Below are 18,051 nucleotides of genomic sequence, written 5' to 3' on the forward strand. Positions count from 1 at the left end.
AGTGGCTTTATTATATCATGAACTTCAAAAAAAAGGACATATGTTTTTTCATATGTCCTCTTTCCTTAGAATAAACCAACGATTTTGCCGTTTTCGTCAATATCCATATCCAATGCACTCGGATGTTTTGGTAAACCTGGCATCGTCAATACTTTACCCGTCAATGCTACGATGAAACCAGCTCCTAAACTAGGACGTAATTCACGAACCGTGATTCTAAATCCAGTCGGACGACCCATGATCTTGCCATCATCGGTCAATGACATTTGGGTTTTGGCCATACAAATCGGTAATTCATTCCAACCCAATCGATTGAATGTTTCGATTTGTGCTTTGGCTTCATCCGTAAAATCGACTCCATCTGCCCCATATACTTTTTGGGCAATGGTATTGATCTTATCTTCGATCGAAGCATGGACATCATACAATGGCGCGTAAGTATTTGGTTGATCACAAAGATCGATCACTTGTTGTGCAAGATCCAATGCTCCTTCACCACCTTTTGCCCATACTTGGGACAAAGACATTGGATGACCATTTTCTTTACACCAATTTTCCAATGCTTCAATTTCTTTTTGTGAATCGGATTCAAATTGATTGATTGCAACAATATAAGGTAAACCAAATTTTTGGATCGTATCGATATGTTTTGCTAAGTTGCCACAACCCGCTAACATCGCATCCACATTTTCTTCTTTCAAATCTTCAAAGGCAACGCCACCATGTTGCTTCAATGCACGAATCGTTGCCACGATGACTACCGCATTTGGTTGTAAGTTGGCTAATCGACACTTGATATCCAAGAATTTTTCCGCACCTAGATCGGCACCAAAACCAGCTTCCGTTACGGTATAATCGGCCAATTCCAAACAAGCTTTTGTCGCAATGACCGAATTGCATCCATGGGCAATATTCGCAAATGGACCACCATGGATCAATACTGGATTATGTTCCAATGTTTGTACAACATTTGGCAATACGGCATCTTTCATGACCATCGCCATGGCACCTTGAATTCCTAGATCACGAACATAAACAGGATCGCCATCATATGTATAGGCTACTTGCATACGGGCAAAACGCTCTTTTAGATCCATCAAGTCATCAGCCAAACAAAGAGCAGCCATGACTTCCGATGCCACCGTGATGTTAAATCCATCTTTCCGCTCCACTCCATTGGCTTTTGAACCTTGCCCAATGGTAATATCACGAAGGGTACGATCATTCATATCTAAACACCGTTTAAATGTGACTTTCGTTGGATCTATATGTAATGGATTGCCTTGATGGATCGAATTATCTAAACAAGCACAAACTAAGTTATTCGTCGTTGTGATCGCATGCATATCCCCGGTAAAGTGTAAGTTGATATCTTCCATCGGTACGACTTGGGCATAGCCACCACCCGTTGCTCCTCCTTTTAAGCCAAAAACAGGCCCTAAACTTGGTTCACGCAAAGCCATCATCGTTTTCTTGCCTAAGCGATTCAAAGCATCACCTAAACCCACCGTTGTGGTACTCTTTCCTTCACCTGCTTTGGTTGGATTGATAGCTGTCACTAAGATCAACTTTCCATGTGGTCGATCTTGTATCGATTTCAAATAATCAAACGATAATTTTGCTTTATATTTCCCATAATACTCCAAAGCATCTTCGGGAATGCCAATTTTTGCAGCTACTTTTTGAATCGGTTCCATTGGTGTTGCTTGAGCAATCTCTAAATCTGTCATTAGTCCATATCCTTCTTTCCAATATCATGACGATAAAATAAATCAGTACATTGAATACGTTCTACATCTTGGTATGTTTTTTCAAATGCTTCTTCTAGTGTATCAGCCATGTTCGTAACCATCAAAACTCGACCACCATCGGTCACCAAATTTCCATCTTGCATCTTGGTTCCCATATGATAAACATAACCATTTAGATCATCCGGAATTTCAATCACAGCTCCCTTGGTAGAACTTTGTGGATAATTGGTACTTGCCATGACCACACCATGACTCACTTGTTTTGTCCATTTTAGATCCACAGGTTTATCATCCATGACATCTAACATCGCTTGAACGAAATCGCTTTCTAAGCGAGGTAGAATCACTTCGGCTTCGGGATCACCAAAACGTGCATTAAATTCAATTGTTTTCACGCCATCTTTGGTTTCCATCAAGCCACCATATAGGAATCCCGTAAATGGTACGCCTTCTTTGACCATTGCGTTTGCCATTGGATAAATAATTTTTTCTAAGGCTTCTTCCTTTAAAGCCGGCGTGATCTTTTTTACGGGACTATAGGAACCCATACCACCGGTATTGGCACCAACATCACCATCCCCAACGGGTTTATGATCTTGGGCTACTTCTAAAGGATATACTTTATCGTTATGAACCAATGAAATCAATGAAAATTCAAAACCTACCAAACATTCTTCAATAACAACGCGATTGCCTTCAATCGCAAAGGCAACATCCAATGCTTCTTTGGCTTGATCTATGGTTTGACATACAGTAACCCCTTTTCCGGCTTTCAAACCATCTTCCTTAATGACAATGGGAGCGCCTTTGGCTTGTACATAAGCCCAAGCCTCTTCTTCTTGATCAAATGTTTGATACGCAGCTGTTGGAATATCATACTTAGCCATGATCTTCTTCGCAAAATCTTTACTCGATTCGACTTGTGTAGCTGCTTTCGTAGGGCCAAAAATCCGAAGTCCCGCATCTTGGAACGCATCAACGATTCCCAATGCCAATGTTGCTTCTGGACCAACAACCGTCAAATCCATGTGCTTTTCTTTCGCAAAAGCCACCAATCCATCAATATCACTATCACGGATATCTACACAATGCGCAAATTGAGCCATGCCTGGATTTCCAGGGGCCGCATATAATTCTGTACATAAAGGTGATTTGGAACAAGCCAATGCTAATGCATGTTCCCGACCGCCTTTTCCAACAACTAATATTTTCATAGTCTACTCCTTCTTTTCCTCATCGGTTTTATTGTACCAAAAAAATAGAGCCAAAAAGCTCTATTTTTAAAGTTTTAAAAATTGTTCGACATCCAAGACGAAAACGGTCGCGCCGCCAACGGTCACTTTTACGGGATAGGTTGAAAATGCGCCCATATCATAACCTGCTGTATTGGGAACCAGCTCTTCTCTTTGTGAAGAATACTTCCCAATGATCTCAATAGCGCGTTGTACTTTTTCAGCTTCACAACCAATCAATAAAGTGGTATTGCCAGCACGTAAGAATCCTCCGGTTGTTGCCAACTTGGTGACTTGATAAGATTCTTTATTCAAACCGCGAATCAACATACTACTATCATCATTGGAAACAATGGCTAAAATGAGTTTCATACGTACTTCCTCCTACCCTTATTATAATACAAATATTGGCTATTGATACTTTTTCATCTTGATCATACGATTGATGTGTTGCGCAGCAATGGCTCCATCATTGGTGGCCGTAACCACTTGACGAAGATCTTTATCCACAATATCGCCTGCCGCATAAATACCTGGTACTTTGGTCATACGATCTTGGTCTACGACCACATAGCCACGGGTATTCACAACATCCAAAGAAACCAAAGCAGAACTCATTGGATTTTCACCTTCATAAGGGAAGATTCCTTTTACGTCCAATGTGCGTTGTGTATGGGTCTTCAGATCTTCAATCACCAAACCGGTCACTTTGCCTTTTTCCATAATGACTTCTACTGGTTTTGCGTTTGTGATCTTCTCGATCTTTTCATCACCTTCAATCAATTTCTGATTGCTTGATTCAGCCGTATAATCATCGCCACGAACAACCATATAGATCTTATTGGCAAATTGTGATAAAAACGCCGTTTCTTCGATGGCAGAGTTATTGCCACCTACGACCGCTACTGGCTGATTTCTAAAGAAAGCACCATCACATACGGCACAAAAACTAACGCCATGACCCACAGCCGCTTTTTCGCCTGGAATACCCATCATGGCTTCTTGAGTACCCGTTGCGACAATGACCGCTTTCCCTTGATATACTGTGCCATCGGCAAGTTTTACTTCTTTCTCTTTGGTGATCTCAACAACATCACCATACACATATTCCGCCCCAAAGGCCGTCGATTGTTCAAACATGGTCGCCGCAAGATCCGCGCCATTGACATCAGGCGTACCTGGATAATTCGCTATTTTAAATGTTTTTAATAATTTACCACCTGGCGCACCACTTTCAATCATGACTGTATGTAATCCCGCACGAGAACCATAAATGGCAGCACTCATACCGGCTGGCCCTGCCCCAATAATAATCAAATCAAGCTTTTTTATTTCCATGATGAATCTCCTTTTTTATTAGTATGGCGGAACTTGGATCAAAATTCAAAGAGGATGCATAAAAAAATGGTGATCAAACAATCACCAGATTCGCGTATCACACCAAGAACGACTTTCTTGGACAATATCTTGGAGCTCATGAAACGAATGAATCAAACGACAAGGATCATATGCCAATAATTCCTTTTTTTCCGATGAATACGCACTAAACGCAATGGAATAAGCTGCCATATTGCGCGCCGCTTGTACATCTTGACAAGTATCTCCTACATAAATTAAATCATCATGGCCCACATTTAAAACATCACAAGCTGCAACCAAACCAGAAGCACTCGGCTTTGGTTTTGGCATATTTTCAGCACCAATGACACAATCCACACAAGAATCGATTCCCATCAAATTCAGATCAATTTCGATCAAATTGGTGGTTTTATTGGAAACCACCCCAATAAAATACCCATTGTCATGTAGGTATTGAAGTGTATCTTCAACCCCGGGAATCGGCATGATCATTTGTGAGGCATATTTTTCATATAAAGCATCATACATTTCATGAATCGTATGACCATCTTCATTTGGGAAATATTTCTTTATCGTAGCATCTACCGTAGGTCCTAAAAAAGAATCTTTTTGAGCTTGGGTCAATGGAATATCCGGACGATATTTTTCAAAGATATCCGTCCAAATTTGCGAAACACAAGCTTTGCTTGAAGAAATGGTACCATCCACATCCAATAAGATCACCGGTTTGTGATACCATCCAAAAATACGATGAAAAATGCCTTTTAAACCCAACAGGCCAATGACAATGGCCACGATGGAAATGATCTGGGCCATTCGAAAAGAACCAATCATCAAAGAATCCGAACGCATTCCTTCGACGATGAAACGCGTAATGCCATACCAAACACAATACATGAATCCACAATCTCCACGATGTCGATACAATTTCTTTCGACCAATGGTAGAAATTAAAAGAAAACCGATGAGATTCAAACAACTTTCATATAAAAAAGTAGGTTGACGATAATATCCATCAATCAACATTTGATTCTTGATAAAGGAAGGGAAATATCGATAATACGAAGCGGATACAATTTGTCCATAGGCTTCTTGATTCGCAAAATTGCCCCATCGACCAAAAGCTTGTGCCAACAAAACATTGGGCATGATCAGATCAAACATACGCAAAAAAGAAACATGGTGGCGATGAAAATAGTACAGGCTAAATAACAACCCCGCAATGATACCACCATGAATGGCTAGTCCACCATGCCATATCGCAATGATTTCTTCCACATGGTGCGAATAATACCCCCATTGAAAGATCACATAATAGATTCGTGCACCCAAAATACCAATCAATAATAAAGGAAATAAATAGTCTTCCAATAAAGCACTGGCATATCCCCATTTTTGAATGGTTCTTTGACAGAGTATATAAGCCAGCAAAGCCCCTGTCAAAATACATACGGCATACCAAGTAATATGGAGTGTTCCAAAGGACACGAATATTTTTGAACTAGGAAAAAACTGCATAACTCACGCATCATCCTCTTCTTCTTTATTTTTTTCAATTTGCGCAATCACACGCTGCTCAAATTCTTTCGCAGAATCAATACCATTTTGCATCAATAAATAATTTGTGACTGCTGTTTCAATAATTGTCGACATTGGCCGTCCAGAACTCACTGGAATCCGTTGTTTTAAGATCTTAACGCCAAATATTTCCGTATATTCTTTCTTTTCAATACCCACACGATCATATTGGACTGAATCTTTAAATGGTTCCAAAACTAAATGCAAGCGTATTTGTGCTTGGGGCGAAAAAGAACTGACGCCATACATACGTGTAACATCGATGACTCCAATACCACGCATTTCCATATATCCTTGTAGTAATTCGGGACATCGACCAATCAAACCATTATGGATATGATAACAATCCACCCGATCATCCGCAATGATCTGATGTCCTTTTTTGACCAATTCCAAAGCAATTTCACTTTTTCCCATACCAGAACGCCCCGTGATCAAGACACCCACGCCAAATATACGCATGAGCTCACCATGAATGATCATGGATTCAGCCAATCGTTCATCTAAATAATTCGTCACATTGATGATTGCTTGTGAAGTATTGACATTTGTTGTGAAAACAGGAAAATTCTTTCGCTGCGCAATATCGATCAAAGATTCCGGTACCGATTGTTCATGACACACAACAATGGCCGGTGTTTCATCACTGGTTAAAAATTCAAAAGCCCGTCGCTGCGAAACTTGATCCATTTCTTCTTCAATATATTTACTTTCTTTTTCACCGATGATCACCAATCGTTTGGTCATCGAATCAGGAAAATAACCAGCCAACTCCAATCCCGGACGATTAGTATCTGCTACTTTGACAGGTCGATTGAAAGCTTCTTGTTCGCCAACAACAACTTTCCAATGAAATTTTTCCGCTAAATCTCTGACTGTGACTTTATTCATAGTGGCCTCTTTCTAACAACGGCTTTAAATACTGACCGGTATAACTGGATTCCACTTGGGCAACTTGTTCCGGTGTACCTGTACAAACAACCGTTCCACCTTGATCGCCCCCTTCAGGACCCATGTCAATTAACCAATCCGCACATTTCACAACATCTAGATTGTGTTCAATTACTAATACTGTATCACCATGATCAACTAAACGTTGTAAAACATCAATTAATTTTTTTACATCATCACTATGTAAACCCGTTGTCGGTTCATCCAACACGTATAATGTTTTGCCCGTAGGCTTTTTTTGCAGCTCACTCGCCAATTTGACACGTTGTGCTTCACCACCACTTAAAGTCGTTGCCGATTGCCCCAATTTGATATAAGACAACCCTACATCCGATAAGGTTTGGAGCTTATGTTTGATTTTGGATACAGAATCAAAAAAAGTCACAGCCTCATCGACAGTCATATCTAAAACATCGGCAATCGATTTTCCTTTGTATTTGACTTGTAACGTTTCTTCATTGTATCGTGTCCCATCGCATTGATCGCATTTTACATAGACATCGGGTAAAAATTGCATCGATATTTTTAAAATACCATCCCCTTGACAAGCTTCACACCGTCCCCCTTTCACATTGAAAGAAAAACGACTTTTATCATATCCTAATAATTTTGCTTCTTTGGTTTGCGCAAATAGAGTACGAATATCATCAAAGACACCCGTATAAGTGGCTGGATTGGAGCGTGGCGTCCGACCGATCGGATCTTGCGAAATTTCAACCAATTTATCGATGTTTTCTAATCCTTTGATGGCTTTGACCTTGCCCGGTTGTACATGTGCTTTTCCCAACGTATGTTGGATACCATGCGTCAATACTTCGGTTACCAAAGAACTCTTGCCCGAACCCGATACCCCCGTCACTACAGTAAACGTACCTAATTTTAAATCAACGGTCACTTTCTTTAAATTATTTTGTTGGGCTTGGACAATACGAATTTTTTTACCATTGCCTTTTCGTCTTTTTTTCGGAATCGGAATATATTTACGACCACTCAAATAGGCACCGGTTAAGGAATTCGGATTGGCCATCACTTCTTCGGGTGTACCGGCAGCAACGATCGTTCCTCCATGAATGCCCGCACCCGGACCCACATCGACAATATAATCGGACGCACGCATCGTATCTTCATCATGTTCCACAACGATCAAGGTGTTTCCTAGATCCCGCATTTCTTTTAAAGAATGGATCAACTTATCATTATCTCGTTGATGTAAACCAATACTTGGTTCATCCAATACATACATGACACCCGTCAGTTTGGAACCAATTTGCGTAGCCAAGCGAATTCGTTGGGCCTCACCACCACTCAAAGAACCGGCCAAACGATCAAGAGTCATATAGCCTAGACCCACATGATCCAAAAACTCTAATCGATTGGATATTTCTTTTACAATTAATTGGGCAATATTGGCTTGCATATCATTCAATTCCAAATGATCCATGAATTGTCGGGCTTCTTGAATGCTCATTTGCGTAAATTCATAGATATTTTTACCTTGTATTTGTACCGAAAGAGCTTGTTCATTCAAACGAGCACCTTTACAAGTCGGACATTCTTGATCGGAAATAAAGGAGCCATACCATTCTCTGGAAAATGCCGATCCGGTTTCACGATAGCGTCGTTCGATCATTGGGCAAACACCTTCAATATATTCCAATTTGGTTTGGGTAATGCCTGAACGAGAATGTAACGTATACGCAATAGCTACATCCGAACCATATAAGATATAGTTCAACTCCTTTTTCTTGAGTTTCTTTAAGGGCAGGTCTTTATCAATTTCATAATATTGCATCAAAGCATCGATACGCTGCCATTCCAGGTTTTCACTATTCACAATATTTTTATAATATCGAATTCCGCCTTCATTGATACTTTTATCCCAATCTGGAATCAACAAATCCAAGTCTACTTTTTGCGTGATCCCTAACCCGTTACATGTTGGACAAGCACCAAAAGGGGCATTAAAAGAAAACAAGCGTGGTTCTAATTTGGGAACTGAAAAGCCACAAATCTTACAAGCATAGTTACTAGAAAACAAAGTCTCACCATCCGGTGTCATACAGATGGCCAATCCATCGCTTAATTTTAAAGCGGTTTCTAAGGAATCATAAAAACGCGAACGATTGTCTTTACGAATAATGCGGTCAACGACAACATCAATGGAATGTTTTTTGTTTTTTTCCAGATCATCCATCTCTTCGATATATTTGATTTCGCCATCGACGCGAACACGTACATATCCTTCTTTTCCAAGATCGTTCAATAAATCTTTATGCATTCCTTTTTTTCCTGAAACGACCGGACTTAAAATAGTACAACGCGTACCTTCGGGTAATTCCATGATCTTATCGACCATTTCTTTGATCGTATTTCCTGTGATAGGAATATGGTGATGCGGACAATAGGGCGTTCCTACTCGTGCATATAACAGTCGCAAATAATCATAAATTTCCGTGGATGTACCAACGGTTGAACGTGGATTATTGGATGTGGTCTTTTGATCAATCGCAATGGCTGGTGATAAACCTGAAATTTCATCCACATCTGGTTTTTCACTATTGCCTAAAAATTGACGCGCATAACTGGATAAACTTTCCATGTATCGGCGTTGTCCTTCTGCATAGATCGTATCAAAAGCCAAAGATGATTTGCCAGAACCCGAAACCCCTGTCAGGATTACAAACTGATCTTTGGGAATTTTCACATTGATATTTTTTAAATTATTTTCACGAGCTCCTTTGATATCTATATATTTTTGTGCCATGGTACATCCCCCTTCTTTCGCGACTCATTATAACGAAAAAAGATGGATACTTCCATCTTTTTACTCAAAGAGATCTTGTTGATAACGGATATGTAAATGTTCATATGCCTTGTGCGTAGCAATACGACCACGCGGCGTCCGATTGATGAAACCAATTTGAAGTAAATAGGGTTCATACACATCTTCAATGGTGCTTGGTTCTTCACCAATACTGGAAGCAATGGCTTCCAATCCCACTGGACCCCCGCGAAAACGTTCAATGATTCCTCGTAAATATTTGTGGTCGACTCGATCCAATCCCAAATGATCCACTTGTAGACGATCCAGTGCTTGTTTGGCAATATCTAAGGAAATGACTCCTTCATTATAGACTTGGGCAAAATCACGTACTCGACGGAATAGGCGATTAGCAATACGTGGTGTGCCACGTGAACGCAAAGCAATTTCATTGACAGCCTCTTTTTCACAAGTTGTGTTCATAACACGGCTGGTCCGTGCCACAATTTGTGACAGTTCTTCTAAAGAATAGTATTCCAGTTGACTAGTGATCCCAAAACGATCGCGTAAAGGCGCGCTTAAATCACCCGCACGCGTTGTTGCTCCCACTAAAGTAAAGGGCGGAAGATCCAATCGAATCGAATGGGTCGTGGCACTGTCTTTGCCCACGACAATATCCAGACAATAATCTTCCATGGCGGGGTAAAGCACTTCTTCCACTTGTTTGGGTAAGCGATGGATCTCATCAATAAACAATACATCACCAGGTTCCAAAGTCGATAAAATAGCGGCAAGATCCCCACTTTTTTCAATGGAAGGCCCCGATGTTGTTTTTAGATTGCCATGCATCTCATTGGCCAAGATATAGGCCAATGTGGTTTTTCCTAGTCCCGGTGGACCATAGAGCAACACGTGATCCAATGCTTCATTTCGTTGTTTGGCAGCATTGATAAAAACAGATAAATTTGCCTTTAAAGTCTTTTGACCAATATATTCATCCAAGGTTTGGGGACGTAAACTGACTTCAATCGTATCTTGTTCTTGAAGTTGTGCATCCATTGTTCTTGTATTCAATAAGATTCCTCATTTCTATTGTGTTGCGAGAAGACGCAATGCTTTTTGTAACATTTGTTCGGTGGTCAGATCTTGATTGGCCAATTCTTTTTTGATCGTTTGCAATTGATTGGCTTTATAGCCTAAACTGATCAAAGCTTCCTGGGTCTCTTTCCATGCTGGATCATCCATGCTGGCATCTTCTTTTTCAATCGAAACAAATTTACCTTTTAGATCCAACACGATTTGACTGGCCGTTTTCGCACCAATACCGGGTAACGATTTCAAGCGTTGGACATCATCCTTTTCGATTGCTTCAATCATTTGTGAACCTGAAATGGCTGATAAAATATTTAATGCGCTTTTCGGACCAATGCCCCGGACATTGATCAGGCGCATAAATACTTCATAATCTTCTTCTTTTTCAAAACCAAATAAGAGAATGGCATCTTCCCGTACATATTGATAGGTATATAAAAATAAGTCTTTACCCAAGTGGACCGTTTCAGGTCGACTTACATAAATTTCATAGCCAATACCTTGTACATCCACAACGATGGTTTCTGTTCGGATCAATCGTACGGTTCCTTGAATAAATGCGATCATATTTCTTGCTCCTTAATAGCTTCATTATATCATTATACTTACAAATTATGTGAAATTGTCAATTTACTTGTAAATTGAAATAAAAGTGATTATACTTTTCTCGATCTTAACAAAGAGGGGTATAAATGGAAAGAAACAAAATTAAACCGTTAACACAAACACAAAAAGAGTTTTTAGCTTATAGTAAAGGAATTGCCGATTCCGATTTAATGAATCAAGAGCGTAATTTCACTCAACATCGTGGTACAACTGTTTATGAACATTCCATTGGTGTAGCGTACACCAGTTACTTTATTGCGAAACATATGCCTTTTTCTTTTCGAGAAGCATCCTTGGTCAAAGGTGCATTATTACATGATTATTTTTTATATGACTGGCATGAAAAAGATGATTCGCATAAATGGCATGGTTTCTGTCATCCGCGCATCGCGATGAATAAAGCCAATGAGGATTATGGAATCAATCCAGTGGAAGCCAACATCATTCATCGTCATATGTTCCCTTTAACACCGATTCCACCCAAATATAAAGAAAGCTATTTGGTTTCGATCATGGATAAAGTTTGTGCCATTGGCGAAATGTTGAATATTCGTTATTTATCAAAATCCATGCGAATTGAATTGGGTCTGGATTAGATAAAAATACCAACAGAATGAAATCTGTTGGTATTTTTTTATTAGAATTCTTTTTTATTCATGATGCGAATACTTAAGCAGCGGGAAATTCCATATCCTATGACACTAAGAAACAGAAAGATTCCTAACCATAAAGTATTCGATAGATGCATCGAAGCAAACACTTTTGTTAGTTTGGCAATCAATAGGAAAAAACCACCAAAGATCAAAAACATCACAATGCGACTTTTTTCCATACCAAATTTCAAACGAATTGGAATAAGGATCGATTGAACCATGACCATTGCACAAGCAATCATGATCATATGTCCATAGGTATCTGTTGTATTTGGTACCTTACCCAATAGAATCATCAACAAATCAATCAACAAACAACCACCCCATAAAAAAACCAACATAAAACGATATTTTTCAATCACATAGTCTTTTCGTGAAATGGGCAACGTAAATAGAAATGTATAGCCATGATCCAATTCATCATAACTGATTGAACTTTGGGTAAAAAAGGAAAGAATGGCAGGAAAAAAAGTAAGGATGAAATCGGGATCATCCGACCATAACGATCCAATCGATAGTAAGACGACCATGATGAAATAATATTTTTGTAGATAGATATATTGTAGGTCTTTGATCCAGAGTCCCTTCATATTTTTTCTCCTTTTGTCATCAAGACAAGTATGGTTTCAATGGATGCCTTTTCCATGACAACTTCTGGTGCATTTTCAACATAATATTGTCTTTCATTGGTCAAACATTGAAAGCCATAGTCCTCTTTTTTTACCCGCAGAAGATAGGACGTATCAAGCTTTTGGTATTGTCCTTCATTGACTTTTAAGATAGCGTATTCATCCAATAGCACATCGGTATCTTCATGAAGCAGGATCTGTCCTTCATCGATCAAATATATATCGTCGCAAAGTTGTTCCAGATCATTCGATATATGAGAACTCATCAAGATTGCTCCTTGTTCTTGTTTTTCCATAAACATTCTTAAAAGATCTAAGATTTCTTCACGGGCCATCACATCCAATCCTGCTGTTGGTTCATCTAAGATCAATAATTGGGCTTTGTGAGATATCGCAATCAATACTTTTAATTTGGCTTTCATGCCAGTGGAAAAATCTTTGATCTTCTTATCCATAGGCAAATGAAAATGATGTGCCTGATGGATAAAAAAATCTCGATCAAAGACGGTATATATATTTTGTAAGATGGGAAGGATTTGTGAAATGGTTAAATATTCACTCATTCCCGTATCGGGAAGGACAACGCCCAGAGCATTTCGATCGTTGGCTTGTATTTGACGGATATTCTTTTCCCATAATGTGATCGTTCCGCCATCTATAGCAATCAATCCCAAAATACTTTTAAATAAGGTTGTTTTCCCCGCTCCATTCTTGCCAATCAAGCCTGTGATATGACCAGCTTCCACTTGTAACGAACAACGTAAAGCAAACGAACCATATCGTTTTTGTACTTGGTCTACTTTTAAAACTTCCATACATCAATCCTCCAATAACACATCCAACAAGTCTTTGAGCTCTTCATGTGAAAAACCAAATCGTTTTCCTTTTTGAATCACTTTTTCTAAGTCGGATTCCAATTCTTTTCTTTGATCTTCTAACAACAATTCGGTATTGGTTACCGTTACATAGGTTCCTTTTCCATGAATCGTTACCGTAAATCCTTCATGATCCAAGGTATCATATGCTTTTTTAACCGTTAAAGCACTAATTTTTAATGTTCTGGATAAGGAACGTACCGATGGCAAGGCATCATTTTCTTGTAGTTCGCCATTTCGAATCATGGTCTTGACTTGATCCACAATTTGTTCATAAATAGGAATCATCAAAGATGTATTGATAATAATAGGCATAGGGCTCCTTTCATATAACAGTATATAACAGTTTATAACTGTTGCCAACAAAAAAACTTGATTCTTCCTAATGAAGAATCAAGCCTTCTTTGTTTAATCATCGCGTGAATTGCCGCCAATAATGATGACCCATCGCAACAATTGCATCAAGCTCACAAATAGGGCAGCGACGTATGTCAATGCAGCAGCCGTGAGAACGGCTTTGGCTCCACGATAATCGGTACCGGTAAACAAACCACAAGAATCAATGGTTTGCAGGGCACGATGACTCGCATTAAATTCAACGGGTAATGTGATCAATTGAAAAAGGGTAGATAAGCCAAAACATAAAACGCCAAGCCATGCTAGGTTGACCGCATTTAAGATCAAACCTAAAATGATCAATGGAATCGCTAATGTCGCACCAATGTTCGTAATGGGAATGATCGCATTACGAATCTTGATAGGGAAATACCCAACCTGATGTTGGATCACATGTCCTACTTCATGGCAAGCCACGCCAATGGACGCAATGCTTGTGCCATTATAAATATCACTAGAAAGACTGACTACTTTATTGGCCGGATTGTAATTGTCGGTCAATTCTCCACCAATCATTTGAATATCAACATCATAAATGTCATTTTGTTCCATCATATATTTGGCTGCTTGAGCCCCTGTCATACCACGACTATTCCCGTATTGACGCCATTTTTTATAAGTGGAAGTCACCTTCCATTGGGCCCATCCAGTAAAGATAAGCGCTGGTCCTACCAATATAATATAGAGGGGATCAATATAAAACATAGGATAATACATAAATTCACATCCTTACTATTTTTGTCGATTATAGCACATAGTCTTGGATCCCGCCAATATTCACGGCATCCACCCCTTTTTGTTTCAATTGTTGAACGGCAATCATCGATCGTCGACCACTTTGACAATATACAAAATATTTTTTATTTTCAGGCTGATACGCATCGATTTCATCCAGCGGGACATTGATCGCATGGGGAATATGTTTGGATGCAAATTCTTCTCTGGTCCGTACATCCAATAATATACTATTTGGTGTCTCTTGAAATTCTTTGATTCCTGCTTGAATATCTATTTTCTTTCGTTGAAAAAACATCGTCTACTACTCCTTTTCCACGAGTATTTCATCCATCGTTCGTTTGGGTACATAATGGACGCCATCTTTTCGATAATACTGGATCGAATCCGTATGATCAATCAATTGGATTGATTCCCTTCCTTTTCCTAATGCGATCAAAAGGCATGGAACCAGATGGTCTTCAAGATGTAGATATGTTTGAACTTTGTTCGGATCAAAAGCACCAATCATGCATCCTGCATATCCTTCTTCTACGGCAGATAAAAGAATGGTTTGAGCGGCAATGCCTACATCGGTCATCACAAATCGTCCATTGGAAATGGTTGTATCCTGTAAGATCACAATAAAAGCAACTGGATGTTGATGGGGTTTTGGCAAATGCTCTTCGGGTAGTGCACCCGCCCATTTTGTCAGCGATAATAAACCTTCAACATCTTTCTTTTCATTGAAAAGACAATATTTAAGCGGTTGTCGATTGGAAGCCGAACCACAATAACGAGTATATGAAATCCATTTTTTCAATGTTTCTTTATCTATTTTTTGTGTTTCATCAAAACCACGTGTACTGCGATTTCGTTTTAATAAATCTTTGAGCATGGCTTCATTTTAGCATAAAAAAAAGGTGTAAACACAAGATATGCTTAACACCTTAAAAAATTATCCATTATATTCAACTTCAAATGATTTCCAAGGAATATTGACTGGTTTTCCTTGATTTATGATCTCATCAACATGCATCAACAATGGAAATTCCTCTTTTTTGACTTTTCCCAATGCATCTAAGCGTTTCACTGCCCGTGCAGTACGCGTGGCAATGACGATGGATTCCAAAGTGACCCCTTTTAATTCTTCCATCGCTTGATCAAAACTTAGACCTCGTCCCAATAGGGTACCAATCTTACGTGTCCGTCCACCAAATACCGTTACATATAAGTCACCAGCACCATATACGATATTGTCATCCTTACCACCAACGATGGCTAATAGTTTACGCATTTCACGAACCCCTTGACCAAATAAAGCGGCTTGCGAATTGTAATGAATGGCTCCAATGCCTTCTTTCTTTTCGGCCAAACCGACCGCTAGGGATACACCCAAGGCATAGGCATTCTTCAAGGCAACAGCACATTCCACACCAACCACATCCGTGGAACAAGAAATATGATAATAATCCGTTGAGAATAACTGCTTTAACTCGTGTAATGTTTCCATATTTCTTCCACAAAAAGCAACACAGGAATGATCTTTATCCGCTAATTCATAGGAAGTACATGGTCCACCTATGGCATTGATCGATAGGCCTTTTCCTCCTTCGGTTTGTTCCCAAAATTCAGGATACGTCATCATGGAACCGTCTTCTTGATCGATCATCCCTTTGGTAACCGAAAGCAATGGAATATTTCTTGGAATCTTGGGCAGAACGTCTTGAGCAAACCAATCTACACCAAAGCTAGATACACCACCTAAGATGGCATCTGCTCCTTGAATGGCTTCTTCCATTTCTTCCACTTGATAGTATTGAATGCCTTCATGTAGGGTTCTCTTTAAATGAATATGGAAATTATCCTTTCTTAATCCATCGATCACGTCACGATCCAATGGTGTACCAACCAGACGTACTTCATGACCATTTTCAAAAGCAGGGAATGTCAATGCACTGGCCATTTGTCCAGCACCAATAAATGTAATGATACTCATCTTATTGTTCCTCCAGATTTATTTTTACAGGTTCATTATCGCATAAAAAAGGGGCTTGTCAACAAGAAATAGGATTATTCTTATATATTGAGATTAATTTCATTTTGATGAAATATAGCCTTATATAAAGGATTTATTTTTATTGTATTTTTTTATTTATTTCGTTATATTGATATATGAAGATCAACGATTTCATGATATGAAATTTATTGCAAGGAGGTTGTCCTATGGATCAATATCGTACCAACCTGATTGTCCGCATTGCGAAATTGCATTATGAATTGGGGCTGTCACAAATTGAAATTGCGAAACAAGAACATTTATCCACGTCTACGGTCAGTCGTTTGATCAAATTAGCTTCAGAAATGGGATTTGTAAAAATTTCCATTGTCGAACCAAAACACTCCTTTACCGATTTGGAAAATTTATTTATGGCTCGCTTCCATCTAAAAAAAGTGACGATCTTATCCGATATCGTCGAGAATCAAGGTGTCTTGTTACAAGATGTCAGCCAAGCCGCTGCTGAAGATCTATCGAAGCTGGTCAATGATCATAGTACGATTGGTATTGCGTGGGGACGTACTCTAACAACGCTTTCACAAGTTTTGGTCCCAGTAAAAAAGAAGGATGTCTCCATTGTACAATTGAATGGTGGGGTGTCTAGAGTCCTTTATGATGCCGGGTATACTACGGCGATTCGTTCATTTGTGGATGCCTTCAATGGCGATGGTTATATGTTGCCTGCTCCAGCCATCGTATCCAATCCCAATATTGCCCAAAGCATTCAAACCGATCAATTTATTCATGAAAGTTTAGATCGTGCAAAACGATGTGATATTGCAGTCTATTCCATTGGTGCCATCGGTCATGATACGGTCCTTTATCAAATGGGTTATTTTACGGAAGAACAATATGATCATATTGCCGAAAAAGCAGTTGGCGATGTGTGTAGTCATTTTATTGACAAAGATGGAAAGATTGCCGATGAAGAATTAGATAGTCGTGTGATTGCCGTTCCATTATCCATCATCCGTACCATTCCGAATAAAGTGGTGATTGCGGTAGGAACCGAAAAAGCGCAATCCATTTTATCGGCCATTCATGGTCAGTTGGTTGATTATTTATATATAGATCAACCCACCGCACGAAAAGTTTTACAATTATCGAATAAATTGGATCTGTAACGATGTTTGATCATCGTTCTTTTTTTCATAGATAAATTATCATAATAAGTGCAACAGCCTATAAGAATAAAAAAAGTCCATGGGTTCAATGATAAAATGTGAGTGACAAAACAAACATTTATCAAGGAGAATCCCATGAACTATAACCATCTTAACATAAATGAGAGAACAGTCATATCTTTACTTGCTTCTTCTGACGTATCGATTCGTGAAATAGCGAAGCAACTTGGAAGAAGTCCGAGTACGATTTCCAGAGAATTGAAACGAAACC

19 protein-coding genes are annotated in these 18,051 nt (G+C 39.2%); 3 read left to right on the forward strand and 16 right to left on the reverse strand.

What is annotated here, in order from left to right:
- Positions 1-65: 65 nt before the first annotated feature.
- The 9 genes from MOZ64_RS02115 to ruvA all read right to left on the reverse strand — a co-directional run bounded on the left by MOZ64_RS02115 (position 66) and on the right by ruvA (position 11,291).
- The gene (locus MOZ64_RS02115) at positions 66-1,730 is read right to left on the reverse strand and encodes a formate--tetrahydrofolate ligase (protein WP_320324972.1); all 1,665 of its coding nucleotides are present in this window, start codon (positions 1,728-1,730) and stop codon (positions 66-68) included.
- Entirely contained in the window at positions 1,730-2,965 is a 1,236-nt protein-coding gene (gene purD, locus MOZ64_RS02120; RefSeq protein WP_320324973.1) for a phosphoribosylamine--glycine ligase, read from the reverse strand. Before purD ends, MOZ64_RS02115 begins: the two co-directional genes overlap by 1 nt.
- 66 nt (positions 2,966-3,031) lie before the next feature.
- The gene (locus MOZ64_RS02125; protein WP_320324974.1) at positions 3,032-3,355 is read right to left on the reverse strand and encodes a cyclic-di-AMP receptor; all 324 of its coding nucleotides are present in this window, start codon (positions 3,353-3,355) and stop codon (positions 3,032-3,034) included.
- A gap of 39 nt (positions 3,356-3,394) precedes the next feature.
- Entirely contained in the window at positions 3,395-4,321 is a 927-nt protein-coding gene (locus MOZ64_RS02130; protein WP_320324975.1) for an NAD(P)/FAD-dependent oxidoreductase, read from the reverse strand.
- 81 nt (positions 4,322-4,402) lie between these two features.
- Positions 4,403-5,860 (reverse strand): prolipoprotein diacylglyceryl transferase, encoded by a 1,458-nt coding sequence (lgt, locus tag MOZ64_RS02135; RefSeq protein WP_320324976.1) that lies wholly within the window; start codon positions 5,858-5,860, stop codon positions 4,403-4,405.
- 3 nt (positions 5,861-5,863) lie between these two features.
- Entirely contained in the window at positions 5,864-6,811 is a 948-nt protein-coding gene (gene hprK, locus MOZ64_RS02140) for an HPr(Ser) kinase/phosphatase (protein WP_320324977.1), read from the reverse strand.
- Entirely contained in the window at positions 6,804-9,635 is a 2,832-nt protein-coding gene (gene uvrA / locus MOZ64_RS02145) for an excinuclease ABC subunit UvrA (protein ID WP_320324978.1), read from the reverse strand. Before uvrA ends, hprK begins: the two co-directional genes overlap by 8 nt.
- A gap of 60 nt (positions 9,636-9,695) precedes the next feature.
- Positions 9,696-10,691 carry a Holliday junction branch migration DNA helicase RuvB gene (gene ruvB, locus MOZ64_RS02150; RefSeq protein ID WP_320324989.1) on the reverse strand — a complete coding sequence of 332 codons (996 nt, stop codon included), beginning with the start codon at positions 10,689-10,691 and terminating at the stop codon, positions 9,696-9,698.
- A gap of 30 nt (positions 10,692-10,721) precedes the next feature.
- On the reverse strand, positions 10,722-11,291 hold the full coding sequence (gene ruvA / locus MOZ64_RS02155; protein ID WP_320324979.1) for a Holliday junction branch migration protein RuvA: 570 nt from the start codon (positions 11,289-11,291) through the stop codon (positions 10,722-10,724).
- Positions 11,292-11,416: 125 nt separating this feature from the next.
- Between ruvA and MOZ64_RS02160 the strand changes: the two genes are divergently transcribed.
- Complete coding sequence (locus tag MOZ64_RS02160; protein WP_320324980.1) at positions 11,417-11,926, forward strand: HD domain-containing protein; 510 nt, start codon at positions 11,417-11,419, stop codon at positions 11,924-11,926.
- A 41-nt stretch (positions 11,927-11,967) separates the two neighbouring features.
- On the opposite strand, the gene MOZ64_RS02165 is transcribed toward MOZ64_RS02160, so the two are convergent.
- The 7 genes from MOZ64_RS02165 to MOZ64_RS02195 form a co-directional block, all read right to left on the reverse strand.
- Entirely contained in the window at positions 11,968-12,573 is a 606-nt protein-coding gene (locus MOZ64_RS02165) for an ABC-2 transporter permease (protein ID WP_320324981.1), read from the reverse strand.
- A complete protein-coding gene (locus MOZ64_RS02170; RefSeq protein ID WP_320324982.1) occupies positions 12,570-13,427 on the reverse strand; it encodes an ABC transporter ATP-binding protein in 858 nt (285 codons plus the stop codon). Before MOZ64_RS02170 ends, MOZ64_RS02165 begins: the two co-directional genes overlap by 4 nt.
- Positions 13,428-13,430: 3 nt before the next feature.
- Positions 13,431-13,802 carry a GntR family transcriptional regulator gene (locus tag MOZ64_RS02175; RefSeq protein ID WP_320324983.1) on the reverse strand — a complete coding sequence of 124 codons (372 nt, stop codon included), beginning with the start codon at positions 13,800-13,802 and terminating at the stop codon, positions 13,431-13,433.
- Between the two features lie 93 nt (positions 13,803-13,895).
- Positions 13,896-14,600, reverse strand: a complete 705-nt coding sequence (locus tag MOZ64_RS02180) for a zinc metallopeptidase (protein WP_320324984.1) — start codon at positions 14,598-14,600, stop codon at positions 13,896-13,898.
- A 28-nt stretch (positions 14,601-14,628) separates the two neighbouring features.
- Positions 14,629-14,916 carry a rhodanese-like domain-containing protein gene (locus tag MOZ64_RS02185; protein ID WP_320324985.1) on the reverse strand — a complete coding sequence of 96 codons (288 nt, stop codon included), beginning with the start codon at positions 14,914-14,916 and terminating at the stop codon, positions 14,629-14,631.
- A 6-nt stretch (positions 14,917-14,922) separates the two neighbouring features.
- The gene (locus MOZ64_RS02190; RefSeq protein ID WP_320324986.1) at positions 14,923-15,495 is read right to left on the reverse strand and encodes a nitroreductase family protein; all 573 of its coding nucleotides are present in this window, start codon (positions 15,493-15,495) and stop codon (positions 14,923-14,925) included.
- 60 nt (positions 15,496-15,555) lie between these two features.
- Positions 15,556-16,596 carry an NAD(P)H-dependent glycerol-3-phosphate dehydrogenase gene (locus MOZ64_RS02195; protein ID WP_320324987.1) on the reverse strand — a complete coding sequence of 347 codons (1,041 nt, stop codon included), beginning with the start codon at positions 16,594-16,596 and terminating at the stop codon, positions 15,556-15,558.
- A 227-nt stretch (positions 16,597-16,823) separates the two neighbouring features.
- Here MOZ64_RS02195 and MOZ64_RS02200 point away from each other — a divergent pair, with 227 nt between their 5' ends.
- Both MOZ64_RS02200 and MOZ64_RS02205 read left to right on the forward strand, forming a co-directional pair.
- The gene (locus MOZ64_RS02200; protein ID WP_320324988.1) at positions 16,824-17,780 is read left to right on the forward strand and encodes a sugar-binding transcriptional regulator; all 957 of its coding nucleotides are present in this window, start codon (positions 16,824-16,826) and stop codon (positions 17,778-17,780) included.
- 135 nt (positions 17,781-17,915) lie between these two features.
- Positions 17,916-18,051 (forward strand): helix-turn-helix domain-containing protein (locus MOZ64_RS02205; protein ID WP_273343968.1); only part of this gene is annotated, 136 nt, incomplete at its 3' end.

It is taken from the genome of Absicoccus intestinalis, assembly GCF_033971885.1.
Classification (GTDB): Bacteria; Bacillota_I; Bacilli_A; order Erysipelotrichales; family Erysipelotrichaceae; genus Absicoccus; species Absicoccus intestinalis.

What these genes read in the sequence shown, in the direction of transcription:
- MOZ64_RS02175 (WP_320324983.1), bottom strand. Translation starts at nt 13,802, where the DNA reads ATGCCTATTATTATCAATACATCTTTGATGATTCCTATTTATGAACAA.
- ruvA (WP_320324979.1), bottom strand. Translation starts at nt 11,291, where the DNA reads ATGATCGCATTTATTCAAGGAACCGTACGATTGATCCGAACAGAAACC.
- MOZ64_RS02115 (WP_320324972.1), bottom strand. Translation starts at nt 1,730, where the DNA reads ATGACAGATTTAGAGATTGCTCAAGCAACACCAATGGAACCGATTCAA.
- MOZ64_RS02190 (WP_320324986.1), bottom strand. Translation starts at nt 15,495, where the DNA reads ATGCTCAAAGATTTATTAAAACGAAATCGCAGTACACGTGGTTTTGAT.
- MOZ64_RS02180 (WP_320324984.1), bottom strand. Translation starts at nt 14,600, where the DNA reads ATGTATTATCCTATGTTTTATATTGATCCCCTCTATATTATATTGGTA.
- lgt (WP_320324976.1), bottom strand. Translation starts at nt 5,860, where the DNA reads ATGCAGTTTTTTCCTAGTTCAAAAATATTCGTGTCCTTTGGAACACTC.
- MOZ64_RS02130 (WP_320324975.1), bottom strand. Translation starts at nt 4,321, where the DNA reads ATGGAAATAAAAAAGCTTGATTTGATTATTATTGGGGCAGGGCCAGCC.
- MOZ64_RS02160 (WP_320324980.1), top strand. Translation starts at nt 11,417, where the DNA reads ATGGAAAGAAACAAAATTAAACCGTTAACACAAACACAAAAAGAGTTT.
- MOZ64_RS02165 (WP_320324981.1), bottom strand. Translation starts at nt 12,573, where the DNA reads ATGAAGGGACTCTGGATCAAAGACCTACAATATATCTATCTACAAAAA.
- MOZ64_RS02125 (WP_320324974.1), bottom strand. Translation starts at nt 3,355, where the DNA reads ATGAAACTCATTTTAGCCATTGTTTCCAATGATGATAGTAGTATGTTG.
- hprK (WP_320324977.1), bottom strand. Translation starts at nt 6,811, where the DNA reads ATGAATAAAGTCACAGTCAGAGATTTAGCGGAAAAATTTCATTGGAAA.
- uvrA (WP_320324978.1), bottom strand. Translation starts at nt 9,635, where the DNA reads ATGGCACAAAAATATATAGATATCAAAGGAGCTCGTGAAAATAATTTA.
- ruvB (WP_320324989.1), bottom strand. Translation starts at nt 10,691, where the DNA reads ATGGATGCACAACTTCAAGAACAAGATACGATTGAAGTCAGTTTACGT.
- MOZ64_RS02195 (WP_320324987.1), bottom strand. Translation starts at nt 16,596, where the DNA reads ATGAGTATCATTACATTTATTGGTGCTGGACAAATGGCCAGTGCATTG.
- MOZ64_RS02185 (WP_320324985.1), bottom strand. Translation starts at nt 14,916, where the DNA reads ATGTTTTTTCAACGAAAGAAAATAGATATTCAAGCAGGAATCAAAGAA.
- MOZ64_RS02170 (WP_320324982.1), bottom strand. Translation starts at nt 13,427, where the DNA reads ATGGAAGTTTTAAAAGTAGACCAAGTACAAAAACGATATGGTTCGTTT.
- purD (WP_320324973.1), bottom strand. Translation starts at nt 2,965, where the DNA reads ATGAAAATATTAGTTGTTGGAAAAGGCGGTCGGGAACATGCATTAGCA.
- MOZ64_RS02200 (WP_320324988.1), top strand. Translation starts at nt 16,824, where the DNA reads ATGGATCAATATCGTACCAACCTGATTGTCCGCATTGCGAAATTGCAT.